Here is a 14,228-nt window from a genome sequence, read left to right on the forward strand (position 1 = left end):
GGCGCGCAGCTGCTGGTCTATACAGAATGACGGTCACAACGAACACCATGCGATTCTTCACGGACACGGGAGTCGAAGTTCCCGCGGTGACGGCGGAGCAGATGCGGGAAGGGGACCGCCTCGCCAGCGAAGCGACCGGACCCAACCTGTTTCAAATGATGGAGAACGCCGGGCGCAACCTGGCGCTGCTCGCCATCGCGCATCGTCGTGCTGACTGGGAGTGGAGGCAATGGCGGAGGAGGAATCTGCGCCGCTCGCCACCTGGCCAATCACGGTATCAACGTCAGACTCTGCCTCGCTGAGCCTGACCGCCTTGAAGATGTTCCGGCATTTCAACGAACAATCTTCCGGTCCACACAGGGCAGAGAAATCGACGACGCCTCCTTGAGCGCGGAACCGGTCGATCTGATCCTCGACGGCCTGATCAGATACGGACTCCGTTCCGCCCCAAGAAGTCCGGTCGCTGACTTGATTCGGTGGTCGAACGGCACGGGCATGCCGATTCTGGCGCTCGACGTGCCGTCGGGATTGGACGCTACAACCGGTCACAGGCCTGGAGACTGTATCCAGCCCCATTGGACCATGACGCTGGCTCTCCCCAAGACCGGTCTGCTGCCTGAACGAACTGGACAGCTCTTCCTAGCTGACATCGGCATTCCAGAGCAGACGTATCGTCGTCTGGGATGGTCCTATGTCAATCCGTTCGCAAAGGGTTTTTGGGTTCCGTTGATCTGCCGGTCATGCCCGCCCGTGCCGGACTCGGCTCAATCCTGACCACACCTGCTCTGTAAGACACATCACAGACCTGCGACATGAATGTGCCGTACCATGCCATCATCCAATGAGGGATAAAAAGTAGGCGTGAATGGCCATGCGAATGAAGACCCTGTTGTATGGGTGGAGCTACGTTGTGGCTGCGCAAGGAGCGTAATAATGCTGAGACATGAGCGGCGTCGACAAATCGGCGTCTTGTTATCCATAGTGACATTCGTCGTCGTTACATGCGGTGTCGAGAGCCGTGTAGCGAGCGCGCAATCTTCCTTCGAAGCGCACGATGTGATGACCAAAGGCACGGTAGAAATCGGCGGGGCGCTGGGCTATGCGCAGGGCACGACCGTCGTTGGAAACGGCCCCTCCGCGAACCGGAGCGCCGTCTTTGTGATGCCGCGTCTCGGGGTGGTCTTGACCGATCCCCTGGGAACCGGCTGGTGGCAAGGCAACGTCGAATTCTTAGTTCAACCCGTGTTCGCACGCTTTACCGAACCGTTTGCGGCGGAAGCGGCAGGAGGGTCGTTCCTCCTGAAATACAATTTTCTGTCGTTTGGGCGATGGGTGCCGTTCTGGGATGTCGGCGCGGGCATGATCTGGACCAATTTGGCGCCGCGGATTCCTGAACAGAGCACACAGTTCGAGTTCATCTTGGAGACCGGCCCGGGGGTGCATTATTTTGTGACGGACCGGATCACCTGGACCATGGGCGTGCGGTTGCACCATATCTCTAATTCGAATCTCGGTGACCGAAATACCGGGATCAACGGAGTGCTGCCCTATGTCGGGCTTTCATTCTTCACACCTGGGCTCTTTTGACGGAAGGGGAGACCGCATGGCGGCCACAAGAACCGGTTGGCTGAAACTCGGAGCACTTCTCGCCGTCCTGGTCGGCATCTACGCGGTGGCATCCTGGCTTGATCTCGGAGAACTGCTGAAGCCTGAGCAAGTAGCCGACCAGCTACGCACAGCCGGCCCCTTCGGACCGCTCTTGTTCATGGCGCTGATGACGACCTCTGTTGTCATCAGCCCGCTTCCCGATCTCCCCCTGGTTATCGCTGCTGGCGCCACTTTCGGAACGATACTGGGAACAACCTACTCCGTCATCGGTGCAGAGATCGGCGCGATTGCGAGCTTTCTCATCGGACGCACGTTGGGGCAGGAGATCCTCACCAAACTGCTGCGGACCAATGTTGTATTTTGCGAACGATGTTCGGACCGCCATCTGGCGATCTTTGTTCTGCTGGCCCGGCTGGTCCCGCTCTTCTCGTTCGACGTGATCAGTTACGGCGCCGGCTTGACGAACATGTCCCTCCGGACCTTCGCCCTGGTTACTTTCGTGGGGATGATTCCGCCGACGTTCGCGCTGACCTATGCCGGCAGTCAAGTGATTTCAGGCGCGTGGCTGATGATTCTGTCGGGGACGGCCATGGTGACGGTGATGCTGCTCCTGCCGAAGCTGGTGCTCCGCTACCCCACGGCGCGCTGGGTTCGTTTGCTGCGCGGCGACATGCCGGTGGCGGCTCACGTCCATCTTGCACCCGGCCAGCCGGGATGTCCTGTTGTAGACGGTGCCCCACGATGCGATTCCTGTGGGGGACCACTGACCTAGGGGTGTCAGTGGTCTTGGTTTCTGCTTTATCCAACAATCCTGACCGTGCTCGCCGCCGTCACCACTTCCCCGCAATGCAGGCCCTGCTCTCAACAGCCATCGATTCGGCACGCTTCTCTATCATCCGCCTCGCCTCAGCCCCTGGGCCCTACCATGGTGCAATCTCTCGATGATTGTGAGGTACCTTACAGCCAGCAGATTGAAAAGGCTGGTAAAAGGACGGGTAAGCTGGAACATTCGGTCCACCTTACACAAAGAAGGAGGGTGTATGAGCAAAAAGAAAAAAGAAGCCAACAAAGGAAACTCGTCCGAGACAAACCGTGAGGCAGCGCAAGAAGACATCCGCGCTCTCGCCTACCAGCTCTTTTGTGAACACGGATGTGAACATGGACACGATGTGGAGCATTGGTTGGAGGCCGAACGACGGATACTCACACGGGATCAAGGAAATGGAGAAGGAATCTCGTAGCTCTTCGCTCCACTAGACAATACCCGCGCCACTCCTTCCCAGCTCTTGCATGGGGGTGCTAATAGGTTGGGGCTGGTTGCAAACTGTAATCCACCTCACAGTTCTTTTCTTCCATCTCTCGTAGAACGGCGCCAGAAACGACAAGAAGCCGATGGATGCCCTTATCGTGGATACGGCTTCTTTGACTGAGGAACCTCTCCGTCTATGTGCGCTCCATTCCGATTGCCTCTCATGATCGTGCTGGCAGGGGTGCTGTTCGCCTCGACCGTCTTGGTCGGCCCTCACCTGATCGTGCACGAGTTCGAGCACGGGAACCATCACTCGAACAGCCATTCGAATTCTCTCTGTGCCTGGTTCTGTGCAGCCGGTCAGGCCATGAATACCTCCTTCTCCCTGGCCGGCGCTCAGCTTGCAGAGGCAGCGGTTCTCGACTGCAACCATCCGCCCCCAAGGCGGAATGTCCCACCGTCTCACTCGTTCACCCGAGGACCGCCCTCCGAGGCCTGACCGGTTTCAGCAACAGATCGTTCGTCAGCCCGAGTGCGACCTCGCGTGGACTGGTATCCGTGCCCCTGGCACGTCCACCCAGGGAGGATCACGGGCGGGCGCTCTCGTCATTCTCTCGGGACGTCTTCGTTTCGGCGGAAGACGCGAACCGACCATTGAAGGAGCTCGTACCATGCGATTGACTCGACACGTGTCATTTCTTTTCTTCCTGGCACTCCTCACCGTGTTTCTCCGATCGGAGGCGCTGGCCTCCTGTGGCGCCGTGAGCTGCTTTGTGGTGATCGGAGCACAGCAACAGGTCCCGCAACAAGGCGTGCTGACGGTGAGTGGGATCTACAACTATACTCCGATGCGGTTGCTGAGCGGCGCCACAGGGATTATTCCGGCGGCGGATCAGGCGCAGCAACGGTTGATTCTAGATCACCACCAGGAAATTCGAACCATCACCCAGACCTATACGCTCGACTTGAACTATGGCCTCACGGACCGGCTTGCTCTTCAAATGACCGTGCCCTATCTCAAGCGAACGCATCTGCACATCGATGGGCTCGGCGAGTCGGCAACGGAGGCCGGCGAGCCCGTCAACTTTTCAGATAACGGCTTCGGCGACGTGCGGATCACGGCCAAGTACAATGTGTTGCCGGCGCTTCGCCACGCTATCGTCATGGGGTTCGGCCTGGAATTACCGACCGGAGACACCCAAGCACGGGACAGCTCAGGGCAGATTTTGGAATCCCCGGGGCAACTGGGGCGTGGCCAGGTTGGTCTCATCGGTTCGATGTACCAAACCTATGAGCTGATTCCCCACCGGTTGAGCCAGTTCGCCTTCGCCAGCTATCGCCATACCTTCCGCAATCGGGATGGGTATCAGTTTGGAGACGAATATCAGTTCAATGCCGGCGTGAATCTGGTCACGACCCCCTGGCTGGTGTTGTCTCAGCAATTCAACTTCCGTTATCTCACGCACGACAACGTCACGGCCAATCTGGAGCAATCGGCCGCACCGTTTTCAGGGGAGGAACCGATCGTGATTGACTCCCGCGTCCTCGATCGACGAGTCCCGAATACCGGATCGACCTACTTGGCCTATACGCCAGGATTCCAACTCGATATTGGACAACTCTTCAACTCTCGATATACGGAAGCGACCTCATTGTATTTTATGGCCCAAATTCCCTTGGCACGGGATGCCAACAACAACCTTGCGCAGGGAACCAGTTTTGTCTTTGGCATGACCCGTTCGGTTCAACTTGTGAAACCGAAATCCTAGGCTTGGGCAACGGGTCTAGGTCCTTGCAGGTGATGGGAACAGCGTCTGATCCCATCGCCCGCAAGAAGCCGGCTGACTGAAGGGCGGAAGACAATGGTCAGGAAGCGAGGCGAGAAAGTGTGTCTGGTTTCAGAAGGGTGATCGTTCGTCCGTCCATCTGGATGAGCCTTTGATCCCGAAACTGTCCGATGATGGTGCTCACGGTTTCGCGGCTACAGCCGATCAGGTTCGCCATTTCTTGGTGGGTCAACTTTGCCTTCAGGCGAATCCCCTGCTGGTCTGTCACGCCATCGGTCTTGCTCAACTCTAATAGGAGATGGGCCAAACGCGCCGGGACATCCCGAAAGACGAGGTCTTCGACGCGGCTCTGGATTTTTCTCAGCCGTAGGCCGATAAGCTTGGTCAACTTCACCGTTACGTTCGGACGCATCGCTAGATACTGGTCGAAGTCTTTGCGTGGGATCACGCAAATCAGTGTGTCATCAAGGGCCTCCGCTGAGGTCGAGCGGGGGGTATCTTCCAACACCTCCAACTCACCGAAGACTTCGCCAGGCTCCAGGATTTCAAACGTGACCTCTTTCCCGTTTGGCGCCGTGTTGGCAATTTTGACGCGTCCCTTTTTCAGCAAATACACACTGCTGCTCGGATCACCGGGAAGATAGAGAGGCTGCCGTTTCTTGACTTCCTCCATACGCGTAATCTTCTCCATCTCTTGCATGTCAGACGAAGAGATCCCGTCGAACAAGCGAATGTGCTTGAGGTACCACAGCTTATTCGTGGATGAGGAAGGCTGTTCCATGTGCTCTACCGCCGGTTCAGACCGAAAGTCTAATGATTTCACCTACCATAAGGCAAGACATCTCTTGATGCCACAGTCCTTCGGTGGCATCGTCTGTTCGAAAAGGGTCTGTCATCTACCTGACACATTCGTGCGAAAGAACAACGACATCGTGCCGTGTGATGGGGCTGTTCTCCTGGCCGTCCTCAACCTATCACACTGTGAACTGGCTCACAGAATCTCAACGGCACGTCGGTTATTGTGAAGTCATGTTGAGAGGTGATACTTCCGGAAAGCCTGATGTGCAGGAGAACCTCCATCAGGTTTCGCTCAGCCACACGAAGGGAGTCCAGTCCATGGAAACACAGTGCGTAGACGAGCCTCAGAATGACACACCCCATCCGATGCCCCCTTTGAATCAGGGCACGTTACCCGTTACGCCCGCTAAGGCGCATCCTTCGGGCAAGGTGATCATCGCTCTGGTGATCGGACTGGCCATCGGGGCGTTCTTCTATTTTGATCTTGGACGGTTCTTATCGTTAGCTGCCCTGAAAGACAATCGGAACCATCTGCTGGCATTTACGGACTCGAATTATGTCGCAGCGGTCGGTATCTTCATTGTCGCCTATGCGATCGTCACCGGCTTATCGCTGCCTGGTGCGGTCATTCTCACGTTGGCTGGAGGGTTCGCGTTCGGTGCCGTCCTTGGTACGCTGTTCGTCAATCTCGGGGCGACAACCGGCGCCACCCTGGCGTTTCTGACCGCACGGTATGTGTTGCGGGACACCGTGGAGCAGAAGTTCGGGAACTCGCTGAGACCGTTCCAAGAAGGCTTCGCCAAGAATGCGTTCAGCTACCTGCTGACCCTCCGGCTAATTCCACTCTTTCCGTTCTTCGTGGTCAACCTCGTATCCGGGCTGACTCGCGTCAGCGCGGGAACCTATATCGGAGCCACCGCGCTCGGCATTATTCCTGGTTCCTTCGTCTATGCCTATGCGGGACGCCAACTCGGCACCATCAACTCACTGAAGGAAATCGCATCGCCCAATGTCATCGGCGCCTTTATCCTCTTGGGACTGCTGGCCCTCGTGCCGGTCGTCTATAAAAGGTTTGCGACCAAACCGGCGTCATGAAGAGGTCATCGATCAACCGATAACTTATAACAAATGGGGCTACGCGATGATGAAGCCTGTCTCAGAAACCGTTGCAATGAGTGCGCATGGACAGTCGTTGGTTCTTCCCCATGACGAGTACAACCAGCAGCTCGTCACCAATGTGCATCCTGCCGATTGGGTCAACCCAGAGCCGACCGGTCGCTACAACATGGTGGTCATTGGAGCCGGCACGGCGGGACTCATCACAGCGGTCGTTGCGGCAAGCCTGGGGGCCAAAGTTGCGTTGATCGAAAAGCATCTCATGGGCGGAGACTGTCTGAATGTGGGATGTGTGCCGTCGAAAGGGGTGATCCGAGCCGCCAGGGCCTGGGCCGACCTCCGGAAAGCAACGGAATTCGGTCTGCATATCCCAGCCGGCGTGACATATGACTTCGGCGCAGTCATGGCGCGCATGAGAAAGTTGCGCGCGCGGATCAGTCACAACGATTCAGCTCATCGCTATACCACACTCGGCGTGGACATCTACATCGGCAGCGGGCGCTTTCCCGGTCCCGATACCATCCAAGTCGAAGGACCGGCGGGTGATCGGACCCTGACGTTTGTGAAAGCCGCCGTCTGCACCGGCGCACGAGCATCGGCTCCTCCAACACCCGGACTGCAGGAAGCTGGCTACCTCACGAACGAAACCGTCTTCTCTCTAACTGAGTTGCCACAGCGAATCGGTGTGATCGGAGCCGGTCCCATCGGATGCGAACTGGCCCAGTCGTTCGCCCGCTTTGGAAGTCAGGTCTATTTGATCGAGGCGGCCCATGGCATCATGCCGAACGAGGACCGCGACGCGGCGGACCTTGTCGAGCACCAGATAGTGCGTGATGGAGTGAAGCTGCTGTGTTGTGGAAAACAGTTGCAGGTCGGAAAGACCGAGGGCGGCAAACGCCTAACGGTCGGGTCGCATGGCCAGCAGTACGATGTGACCGTCGACGAAATTCTTGTCGGGGTCGGACGCACACCGAACGTGGAGGGGATTGGGTTGCAAGCAGCGGGAGTCGCCTATGACAAGAACGGGATCACGGTGAACGCGCGATTGCAAACGACGAACCCCAAGATCTTTGCGGCCGGCGATGTCTGTTCACGCTACAAGTTTACCCATGCAGCCGATGCCATGGCACAGATCGTCATCCAGAATGCGTTGTTTCCTCATCCGTTTGGGTTGGGCTACGCCAGTGTCGACTCGCTCGTCATGCCCTGGTGCACGTTCACTGAACCGGAAGTCGCCCATGTCGGGATGTACGAGCAGGATGCAAAAGAGAAAGGCATCGAAGTCGAAACCTACACCTACAAGCTCGACGAGGTTGATCGGGCGATCCTGGACGGAGAGGACGAAGGCTTTGCGCGGATTCACATCGAAAAGGGGACCGATACGATCCTTGGCGCGACGATCGTGGCCAGCCATGCCGGCGACATGATCAGCGAATTTGCCGTCGCCATGAAGGCAGGAGCAGGGGCCAAGACAATCGCGGCGACCATCCATCCTTATCCCACACAGGCTGAGGTTACCAAGAAAGTCGTCAATCTCTGGCGAAAAGCGCATTTCACGCAGAGGACCAAAGATCTCTTGATCAAATTGTTTACCTGGATGCGGCGATAGCGTGGCGTACCGTGAACAAGGATGTTTCACTTCATCACGTGAAAAGGATTCACCCTATGGCACCGTCTATTTCTTCCGTGCTCGTCGGTCTCGCGTCGTTCGTGGTGGTCGGGATGATCCTCGGCGATCCGAACCGGCTACAAGCCGGATCCTCCGCCACCGTAGAGGTCGGTCCCTTTTCGACCACTGCTCCGAGTGGACCCTGGCCGGACGGCTGGAAACCACTCACCTTTCCCAAAATTCCCCAACACACGACCTATAGCCTGGTACGCGATGGGGAGCGCGTCGCCGTCAAAGCCGCCAGTCATGCCTCCTCGTCGGGGTACACGAAAGAAATTCTGATCGATCCGAAGGAATATCCCATCCTCCAATGGCAGTGGAAAGTGTTGAACACCTTGAACGCCGGCAATGTGGCGAAGAAAGAGGGCGATGATTATCCAGCCCGCATCTACGTCACCTTTCAATATGACAGCGCGAAAGTAGGCCTCTTTGGCAAGGCGAAATACGAAGCGGCCAAACTCATCTATGGGCGCTATCCACCGCTCGGCGCCCTCAATTATATCTGGGAGAGTCGGGCGCCGGTGGGGACGGCGGTGCCCAACCCCTACACCGAGCAAGTGCACATGATTGTGGTGGAAAGCGGGCCGACCAAGCTCAATACCTGGATGACTGAAGAGCGCAACGTCTATGACGACTACAAACGGGCATTTGGAGACGAGCCGCCGATGATTTCCGGTATTGCCATCATGACGGATACTGACAACACTGGCGAATTTGCAGAAGCCTACTATGGAGACATCGTGCTCAAGAAACTGTCTCCCTGATCTGCAGCGTGTTCTTCTGCTGTTTCTTTAGCTGCGAATGGCATGTCACACCGGAACTACTTCGACTCTTTGGGCTGTTTGGCTCGTAACTGAGCAAGCGTTTCTTGTATCACGGCTGATCGATCAGACTTCAGCCGATCAATGAAGGCCTTGGGGGCTGCGGACTTCGGGTCATACGTGGCTCCCCAAAGAATTACCTCAAGGAGCACCGGTAACAGATCCTCCCCTTTGTTCGTCAGCTGATAGAGATACTTCTTCTGATCCTTCGGATCGACCCGTTTGGACACAATCCCCTCAGACTCAAGACGACTGAGTCGATCGGCGAGCACATTGGTCGCAATACCTTCGCCTGAGTCCAAGAACTCGCCATAGTACCGTTTCCCCATAAAGATCAGATCGCGAATGATCAGCAACGTCCACCGATCTCCGAGGACATCGAGAGTGAACGCGATCGGACATCCAGTGTGTCGGCACTTCTTGGATGACGGTTTAGGCATGGCCTCCACCGCAACCATATACTTGCAAAACACAAGTAATGGTGCTACCCTCCCAATACTTGCAGTTAACAAGTAATCTGTCAACGGCGTTCTCGCTCCACACAACAGAGGAGGGCTTATGACGAGGACATTTCTGTTGGCCACATTTGTCTATGCAGCGATCACGCTCGTTTTGGGCATGACATGGCATTTCATCCTGTTTAAAGATCTCTATGACAGCTTGGGGATCTACAATCGGCAGGAGCCGATCATCCCGCTGGGATTTACCTCCATGCTCCTTCAAGGCTTGATCATCGCCTATCTTTACCCATCGTTTAACAAGGGTGGTCACCCGATCGGCCAGGGGATCAAATTCGCGCTGCTGATGGGTCTGTTCATGTTCAGTGTCTCGACACTGGCGAACGCAGCGAAGATTCACGTCGCCTCCATGTCCACGTGGCTGATGGTGCAGACTGCCTTTCACCTCATTCAATTCACAGTTGTCGGGGTTGGGATTGGGCTGATTTACGGTCCTGCCCCACGGGAGCACGCACATGGCCTTTGATCAGGATCTGGCCATGCGCGTTCGTCGACTCCTGGAGAAACAGGATGGGATTTCAGAGCGAAAGATGTTTGGTGGGCTGGCGTTCTTGCTGAAGGGGAAAATGTTCTGTGGTGTGCTCGGTCACGATCTCGTCGCGCGGCTTGGAGCTGAGCAAGCGCAATCGGCATTGAAACGATCGTATGTGCGGCCAATGGATTTCACCGGACGCCCTATGAAGGGATATGTCTATGTGGTCCCCGACGGGTTAAAGACGGATCGCGCACTCCAGACCTTTCTCCGTCACGCCATTCGCTTTACCTCTTCCTTGTAGAGAATGAACGGGCTTCCGATAGAAGGGGCATAGCCTGGCATCGGTGAGACGTTCAAGCCGGCCTATTTCAGGGAGCGGAAGGAGGTGGCAATGCTGGATTTGTCACTAGTCCTTCATCGGCAGCCAGTCCCTTCCCTTCCCTCTCATCGGACCGTTGCGGGGAGTGGAATGATCGTTCCGCAACAAGGACCCGGCAGACGCGTGATTGGAATTGGTCGAGGTGTTCTTCAACGAGTGGGAAAAAACGGAGGGATCAAATGAGTGAACACTCTGAAACCTGGGTCGTACAAGGGGCAGACGAGATCGTCATCAACGTGGCTCCTGATCACATCTGGGGTATCCTTGGACACTCGCAACTCCTTCCGCAGTGGATGCCTGCGGTACAGCATACCAATGGTCACCATGAGTCTCTTGGAACGGTACGAAGATGCGACGTAAACCTTGAGGGGCAGTGTGGACATGTTGTTGAACGGTGCGTCGCATATGAAAAACCGCACCGGTTGGGTTGGCTCATGATCGAAGATTCTCTCGGTGTTTCCAGATGCTCAAACACTTTAGGTTCGACTTCGCGCTGAAGCCGGTAGACCCCCAGAGGACTGACCTCGTCCATACGTCCTACTTCGAGCCGCAGAATTAGTTTGCCCGCATGATGATTGCGCTCATGATTCGTAAGAAGTTTCAATCCTTGCGGCAAGAAGTCTTGATAAACATCAAGCGGCTTGCCGAAACAGGACAAGCGTAACCCACGGCCATGAGGAGTTGAACATGAGCCATTTTGGGGTAAGGAGAAATAGGCGCAGTCACTTGAACTGGCATTATGGCGGAACGTTCCTTGATGGAAGATCTCAGAGAGCCTCAGTCCTGTCCGCAATCTTGGGGACGGTGCACCGAGAAGCCTCCTTCGACGGAAGGCTTGCAATACTAGAACGATCATTGTATATTGTGCCCCATGGGACGGACCAAAGAATATGATCGGCGGGGCGTGTTGAACCGGGCGATCTCCGTGTTCTGGAAGAAGGGCTTTGAAGCCACATCGATGAGTGAACTCATCAAGACAACGGGGCTGAATAGCGCCAGCCTGTACAAAGAGTTTGGAAGCAAGGATGGGTTGTACGAAACTGCTCTGGAGGAATATCGCCAACAGGAGCTTGAGCCCTTCATTAGACCGCTGATCGACGAGCCGAACATGCAGGGCATCGAGACCTTCTTGCAAGGCGTGATCAAGAATGCCACGAACCCTGATTTTAACGGTTGTCTCATGATGAATACCCTTGTCGAGAAGGAAGTGGTCAGCACGGGAGCCGTCAGGCGTGTGGAGAAGTTTTGCACCAGGTTGGAAACCATCCTTGAAGGGGCCATACGTGCCGCGCAGAAAGCAGGTGAGATCCCGGCTAAGAAAGATCCGGTGGCGCTCGCACACTATCTCCTTTGTCTGATCCAAGGCATGGTGCTGTATGGACGGGTCGAGGATCATAAGCCGCACATCGAAGCGGTCATAAGGACCGTCAAGCAGACGCTTATGGCATAACTTTTTTTGCCACAATATAGAACGATCGTTCTACTATATAGGTATTTCCACATCACACTTCACCGCCCGACGGAGGTTCTTATGAGAAGGGGTATTACGACATGTCTCATCCTGGCCGTAGGCATTCTGTCTGGTTGTCTCGCTGATATCAGGCCAGATTCCCTCAAATCGACTACGAGGCTTGACGCCGACGCACGCGGGCGACAACTCCTAACGGAAGTGATCACCGCGCACGGAGGCCTCGATCGCTGGAAGCAGGCCAAGACGGTGGAAGTGACGGCGCGGGACCATTGGGAGCATTGGATGGGAAGGCTGATGTTCATGCCGCAGAAGGAGAGCGGACAGTTGATGCGTTGGCAAACGAGTCTCGGGGGGGACCAGGTGTCTATCGAAATGCAGGAGGGCCCCAACAAGGGTGAGAAATGGGTGATGCAGGACTGGCCCCTGTATCGAGCCGCCCTTGGCGATCAGCCTGACTATGGAGCCGGGAAGAAGATTCATTTCTATGTTGCCACGATGAATTATGCACTGCAGCTGCCGTTCCGGAGCGCCAATGCTGAGGTCATCCGCTATGGAGGGCAAGGCTCGCTACGGGGGAAACGATATGACCTGATCTACACCACCTGGCATACGGCAGAGCCGCAGAAAGACACGAATCAGTATGTCCTCTGGGTCGATCCCCTGACCCATGAACTTGCCTACCTCCAATTGACCGATCGCGAGCTGATGAAGGGAGCTGCCGGCATGATGGGATTCAGCGACTGGAAAATGATCGATGGGCTCAAAGTTCCGTCTCGGATCACGTCCTACCACAATGCGGAAAAGAACGTCGTGCTGCATGACCTGCGCATCGAGTCCGTGGTGTTTGGCGTTGACCTGCCCCGTGAGGCACAGGCGAGCGCGCCTGCCTCGATCTCAAACGAATTTGGCGAGAGGAAGACACGCTTTTGAATGGCTTGCGCGATGTGAGAAGCACCATGATCGCGTTATGCGTGTCTGGACCTGCTGAAATAGAAAAGGAGAGCCAGGTATGAGTCTCTTTACGAAACACACGGATGCAACTGCGCCGAAGGGCGCAGCCGCAGTGCTGGCAAAAGCAAAGGATCGATACGGATTTATCCCCAATCTCGCCGCCACCCTCGCGGAGAGTCCGGTGACGCTCGACGCTGTGCTGAATCTGAGCGGTGCGTTCGATAAGACCTCGTTCACAGAGGCCGAGCGGCAAGTCATCCTGATCACGAGCAGCGTGGTGAACGGCTGTAACTATTGCAAGACCGTCCATGCCGCGCTGGGTCGAAAGGCGGGAATCGATGACACGACACTGAAGGCGCTTGTAGCACTCGCTCCGCTTTCTGACGCAAGACTTAATGCGCTGCGGGATTTCACCAAAGCGATGGTCGAGCAGCGAGGCCGGATTCACGAGCAGCGAGTCCGGCAGTTTCTCGATGCTGGCTATACGAACGCGCAAGTGTTCGAAGTGGTGATGGGAGTCGCCCTCAAGACGTTAACCAATTACAGCAATCATCTGACGGGTACTCACCCGAATCCCGAGTTTGTGGCAATGGCCGAACCGGGCGAGAAAGTGGCGTGATTCTTTGGAGGGAGACTTTTCTGGTCCCTTCATTCAGTACGTGATCGAGACACGTTGAGTCTTAGAACGTGAGGACAAGATGCCGACAAACCAGACGGGATTTCTGGGGTTCCCGAAAGAAACCTTCTCATTTCTTTCCAACTTGTCGTCTAATAATCGGAAAGCCTGGTTTGATGCGAACAAGGATCGATTCCGACGCGTGGTCGAACAACCGGTGCAGGAATTCGTTTCTGCCCTGTGCGCTTGCCTGATTCATACGTTCAAGGACATCAAGCATCTGGAAGGCAAGGTCTTCCGGATCCATCGAGATATTCGGTTCAGCAAGGACAAGAGGCCCTATAAGACCCACATTGGCATTCGCTTCAGCAACAATGCCTCGAAGAACTGCATGGCGCCATTTTTCTATGTTCAGCTGGAGGCAGAGAAGCTTCTCTTTGCTATTGGGCAAAAGGAGTTCGAAGGTACTACCCTAGATCGGTATCGTGCGGCGGTGATGGATACTGAAACGGGCCGAGTCCTCGATGCTGTGGTGAAGAAGATGCGACGCGACGGTGCAAGTTTTCAAGGAGAACCGTTGCAGAAGGTGCCTCGAGGATACCCCACCGACCACGTCAGAGCCGATCTCTTGCAGCTCAAAGGCCTATACGTCGAGAATTGTCTGCCTGTAACCACACAGGTTTATGGCCCGGAATTTATGGGAATGTGCCTTGATCAGTTTGCGAAAGGAAAGCCGCTGTACGATTGGTTGAAAGCACTTTGAATATCGC

17 protein-coding genes and 1 pseudogene are annotated in these 14,228 nt (G+C 55.8%); 16 read left to right on the forward strand and 2 right to left on the reverse strand.

Annotation, left to right across the window (positions count from 1 at the left end; genetic code table 11):
- The first annotated feature begins 47 nt into the window (after positions 1-47).
- From H8K04_20055 to H8K04_20080, 6 genes and pseudogenes are all read left to right on the forward strand, one after another.
- Positions 48-774: pseudogene (locus H8K04_20055) on the forward strand (NAD(P)H-hydrate epimerase).
- 159 nt (positions 775-933) lie between these two features.
- Entirely contained in the window at positions 934-1,587 is a 654-nt protein-coding gene (locus tag H8K04_20060; GenBank protein ID UVT18228.1) for an acyloxyacyl hydrolase, read from the forward strand.
- Between the two features lie 16 nt (positions 1,588-1,603).
- Positions 1,604-2,380: a TVP38/TMEM64 family protein gene (locus tag H8K04_20065; GenBank protein ID UVT18229.1), complete on the forward strand. Its 777-nt coding sequence runs from the start codon at positions 1,604-1,606 to the stop codon at positions 2,378-2,380.
- A gap of 268 nt (positions 2,381-2,648) precedes the next feature.
- On the forward strand, positions 2,649-2,849 hold the full coding sequence (locus H8K04_20070; protein ID UVT18230.1) for a DUF2934 domain-containing protein: 201 nt from the start codon (positions 2,649-2,651) through the stop codon (positions 2,847-2,849).
- A gap of 204 nt (positions 2,850-3,053) precedes the next feature.
- Positions 3,054-3,356, forward strand: a complete 303-nt coding sequence (locus H8K04_20075) for a hypothetical protein (protein ID UVT18231.1) — start codon at positions 3,054-3,056, stop codon at positions 3,354-3,356.
- Positions 3,357-3,528: 172 nt separating this feature from the next.
- Complete coding sequence (locus tag H8K04_20080; GenBank protein UVT18232.1) at positions 3,529-4,626, forward strand: transporter; 1,098 nt, start codon at positions 3,529-3,531, stop codon at positions 4,624-4,626.
- A 97-nt stretch (positions 4,627-4,723) separates the two neighbouring features.
- On the opposite strand, the gene H8K04_20085 is transcribed toward H8K04_20080, so the two are convergent.
- Positions 4,724-5,425, reverse strand: coding sequence for a Crp/Fnr family transcriptional regulator (locus H8K04_20085; protein ID UVT18233.1), 702 nt, complete (start codon positions 5,423-5,425; stop codon positions 4,724-4,726).
- A 383-nt stretch (positions 5,426-5,808) separates the two neighbouring features.
- Here H8K04_20085 and H8K04_20090 point away from each other — a divergent pair, with 383 nt between their 5' ends.
- From H8K04_20090 to H8K04_20100, 3 genes are all read left to right on the forward strand, one after another.
- A complete protein-coding gene (locus tag H8K04_20090; GenBank protein UVT18305.1) occupies positions 5,809-6,537 on the forward strand; it encodes a TVP38/TMEM64 family protein in 729 nt (242 codons plus the stop codon).
- A gap of 76 nt (positions 6,538-6,613) precedes the next feature.
- Complete coding sequence (locus H8K04_20095) at positions 6,614-8,167, forward strand: mercuric reductase (protein UVT18306.1); 1,554 nt, start codon at positions 6,614-6,616, stop codon at positions 8,165-8,167.
- A gap of 113 nt (positions 8,168-8,280) precedes the next feature.
- Positions 8,281-8,991, forward strand: a complete 711-nt coding sequence (locus H8K04_20100; protein ID UVT18307.1) for a DUF3047 domain-containing protein — start codon at positions 8,281-8,283, stop codon at positions 8,989-8,991.
- 56 nt (positions 8,992-9,047) lie between these two features.
- Here the strand turns inward: H8K04_20100 and H8K04_20105 are convergent, their stop codons facing one another.
- Positions 9,048-9,488, reverse strand: a complete 441-nt coding sequence (locus tag H8K04_20105; GenBank protein ID UVT18234.1) for a helix-turn-helix transcriptional regulator — start codon at positions 9,486-9,488, stop codon at positions 9,048-9,050.
- A 118-nt stretch (positions 9,489-9,606) separates the two neighbouring features.
- On the opposite strand from H8K04_20105, the gene H8K04_20110 reads away from it, so the two are divergent.
- The 7 genes from H8K04_20110 to H8K04_20140 all read left to right on the forward strand — a co-directional run bounded on the left by H8K04_20110 (position 9,607) and on the right by H8K04_20140 (position 14,221).
- Positions 9,607-10,032, forward strand: a complete 426-nt coding sequence (locus H8K04_20110; protein ID UVT18235.1) for a DUF1761 domain-containing protein — start codon at positions 9,607-9,609, stop codon at positions 10,030-10,032.
- A complete protein-coding gene (locus tag H8K04_20115; protein ID UVT18236.1) occupies positions 10,022-10,342 on the forward strand; it encodes a TfoX/Sxy family protein in 321 nt (106 codons plus the stop codon). Before H8K04_20110 ends, H8K04_20115 begins: the two co-directional genes overlap by 11 nt.
- Before the next feature lie 257 nt (positions 10,343-10,599).
- Positions 10,600-10,917 carry an SRPBCC family protein gene (locus H8K04_20120; GenBank protein ID UVT18237.1) on the forward strand — a complete coding sequence of 106 codons (318 nt, stop codon included), beginning with the start codon at positions 10,600-10,602 and terminating at the stop codon, positions 10,915-10,917.
- A 374-nt stretch (positions 10,918-11,291) separates the two neighbouring features.
- Positions 11,292-11,870, forward strand: a complete 579-nt coding sequence (locus H8K04_20125; GenBank protein UVT18238.1) for a TetR/AcrR family transcriptional regulator — start codon at positions 11,292-11,294, stop codon at positions 11,868-11,870.
- A gap of 81 nt (positions 11,871-11,951) precedes the next feature.
- Positions 11,952-12,821, forward strand: a complete 870-nt coding sequence (locus H8K04_20130; GenBank protein ID UVT18239.1) for a hypothetical protein — start codon at positions 11,952-11,954, stop codon at positions 12,819-12,821.
- A gap of 79 nt (positions 12,822-12,900) precedes the next feature.
- Positions 12,901-13,461, forward strand: coding sequence for a carboxymuconolactone decarboxylase family protein (locus H8K04_20135; protein UVT18240.1), 561 nt, complete (start codon positions 12,901-12,903; stop codon positions 13,459-13,461).
- Between the two features lie 79 nt (positions 13,462-13,540).
- A complete protein-coding gene (locus tag H8K04_20140) occupies positions 13,541-14,221 on the forward strand; it encodes a DUF2461 domain-containing protein (protein UVT18241.1) in 681 nt (226 codons plus the stop codon).
- The last annotated feature ends 7 nt before the right edge of the window (positions 14,222-14,228 follow it).

The sequence above is a fragment of the Nitrospira sp. genome, assembly GCA_024760525.1.
Lineage (GTDB): Bacteria > Nitrospirota > Nitrospiria > Nitrospirales > Nitrospiraceae > Nitrospira_D.

Excerpts from the sequence above, each read along its gene's own strand:
- H8K04_20130 (UVT18239.1), top strand. The coding sequence starts at position 11,952 with ATGAGAAGGGGTATTACGACATGTCTCATCCTGGCCGTAGGCATTCTG.
- H8K04_20115 (UVT18236.1), top strand. The coding sequence starts at position 10,022 with ATGGCCTTTGATCAGGATCTGGCCATGCGCGTTCGTCGACTCCTGGAG.
- H8K04_20095 (UVT18306.1), top strand. The coding sequence starts at position 6,614 with ATGAGTGCGCATGGACAGTCGTTGGTTCTTCCCCATGACGAGTACAAC.
- H8K04_20085 (UVT18233.1), bottom strand. The coding sequence starts at position 5,425 with ATGGAACAGCCTTCCTCATCCACGAATAAGCTGTGGTACCTCAAGCAC.
- H8K04_20140 (UVT18241.1), top strand. The coding sequence starts at position 13,541 with ATGCCGACAAACCAGACGGGATTTCTGGGGTTCCCGAAAGAAACCTTC.
- H8K04_20090 (UVT18305.1), top strand. The coding sequence starts at position 5,809 with ATGCCCCCTTTGAATCAGGGCACGTTACCCGTTACGCCCGCTAAGGCG.
- H8K04_20120 (UVT18237.1), top strand. The coding sequence starts at position 10,600 with ATGAGTGAACACTCTGAAACCTGGGTCGTACAAGGGGCAGACGAGATC.
- H8K04_20110 (UVT18235.1), top strand. The coding sequence starts at position 9,607 with ATGACGAGGACATTTCTGTTGGCCACATTTGTCTATGCAGCGATCACG.
- H8K04_20080 (UVT18232.1), top strand. The coding sequence starts at position 3,529 with ATGCGATTGACTCGACACGTGTCATTTCTTTTCTTCCTGGCACTCCTC.
- H8K04_20065 (UVT18229.1), top strand. The coding sequence starts at position 1,604 with ATGGCGGCCACAAGAACCGGTTGGCTGAAACTCGGAGCACTTCTCGCC.
- H8K04_20060 (UVT18228.1), top strand. The coding sequence starts at position 934 with ATGCTGAGACATGAGCGGCGTCGACAAATCGGCGTCTTGTTATCCATA.
- H8K04_20070 (UVT18230.1), top strand. The coding sequence starts at position 2,649 with ATGAGCAAAAAGAAAAAAGAAGCCAACAAAGGAAACTCGTCCGAGACA.
- H8K04_20100 (UVT18307.1), top strand. The coding sequence starts at position 8,281 with ATGATCCTCGGCGATCCGAACCGGCTACAAGCCGGATCCTCCGCCACC.
- H8K04_20135 (UVT18240.1), top strand. The coding sequence starts at position 12,901 with ATGAGTCTCTTTACGAAACACACGGATGCAACTGCGCCGAAGGGCGCA.
- H8K04_20125 (UVT18238.1), top strand. The coding sequence starts at position 11,292 with ATGGGACGGACCAAAGAATATGATCGGCGGGGCGTGTTGAACCGGGCG.
- H8K04_20105 (UVT18234.1), bottom strand. The coding sequence starts at position 9,488 with ATGCCTAAACCGTCATCCAAGAAGTGCCGACACACTGGATGTCCGATC.
- H8K04_20075 (UVT18231.1), top strand. The coding sequence starts at position 3,054 with ATGTGCGCTCCATTCCGATTGCCTCTCATGATCGTGCTGGCAGGGGTG.